Below are 612 nucleotides of genomic sequence, written 5' to 3'. Positions count from 1 at the left end.
GTGATGGTGATCGTCACCGTCGTGGCCGCCGAGGCGGCGTTGCCCGCCCCCGAGTCGTCGGTGGCCACCACGTTGTACGAGAAGGTGATGGTTTCACCGGCGCGCAGGAAGTCCAGGTTCTGGCTGGCGCTGTAGTCCCAGCTGTCCTGGTCGACCGAGAAGCCGGCCACCAGCGCCGAGGCCACGCCCGCAGCCAGCGTGCCGCCGCTCCAGGCGATGTCGCCGTTGGAGCTCTGGCTGACCGTGACCRCRTCGTTGGCGTCCACATCGGCGAAGCTCAGCGCGCCGCTGTCGGTGAGCAGGGCCGCTCCGTTGCCTTCGTTCATCGCGCCGGCCGTGTCGCCGATCGTCAGCGTCGGCTGGTCGTTGCTGCCGGTGATGGTGATCGTCACCGTCGTGGCCGCCGAGGCGGCGTTGCCCGCCCCCGAGTCGTCGGTGGCCACCACGTTGTACGAGAAGGTGATGGTTTCACCGGCGCGCAGGAAGTCCAGGTTCTGGCTGGCGCTGTAGTCCCAGCTGTCCTGGTCGACCGAGAAGCCGGCCACCAGCGCCGAGGCCACGCCCGCAGCCAGCGTGCCGCCGCTCCAGGCGATGTCGCCGTTGGAGCTCTGG

Annotated in this window: 1 protein-coding gene; it reads right to left on the bottom strand. The window is 69.7% G+C overall.

Features of this window, described 5'->3' with window-relative positions:
- A partial coding sequence (locus AC1DS5_RS25245) for a VCBS domain-containing protein (protein ID WP_477720985.1) occupies positions 1 to 612 on the bottom strand: 612 nt, incomplete at both ends.

This window comes from Polaromonas sp. P4_H1 (assembly GCF_056400945.1).
Note: the sequence above shows the minus strand (reverse complement) of the source record. Positions and strands in the feature narration are given on the sequence as shown.